Origin of the sequence: Hungatella sp. SL.1.14 (assembly GCF_024460495.1) — a bacterium.
Lineage (GTDB): Bacteria > Bacillota > Clostridia > Lachnospirales > Lachnospiraceae > Hungatella > Hungatella hathewayi.
Window position 1 is genome coordinate 1 of sequence record NZ_JANFYJ010000168.1, and the last position, 392, is coordinate 392.

Below are 392 nucleotides of genomic sequence, written 5' to 3' on the forward strand. Positions count from 1 at the left end.
ATCAGCGCCTGGGGGTGGGAAAATACGGTGGTGATATCCGAAAGTTCCGCATCTGGAAGTCCCAGCAGTGCGTGGCTGACCGGAATGAAGGTCTCCGCCACGATATAATTATGGTACTTGATCAGCAGATCGTAATTATCGCTGACCGCTCCAGCCGAGGAATTCTCAATGGGAAGAACCGCGTAATCGGCCCGGCCCGCCTCGACTTCCCTCATGGCGTCCTCCCAGAACTGCACGTGGTAAGCATCCACGTCATCTCCAAAGTACTGAAGTGTAGCTTCATGGCTGTACGCCCCTTCCACGCCCTGGTAGACCACGCGTACCCCCTGCATGGGAAGTCCCTTCACGGCCTGAAAATTCATCCTGGCGGTCAGTCCGTGTTCCGCCATCAG

1 protein-coding gene is annotated in these 392 nt (G+C 56.4%); it reads right to left on the bottom strand.

Going from position 1 to position 392, the window contains the following annotated elements:
* On the bottom strand, positions 1-392 hold a 392-nt coding region (locus NE473_RS30515; RefSeq protein ID WP_305148717.1), incomplete at both ends, for a prephenate dehydratase domain-containing protein.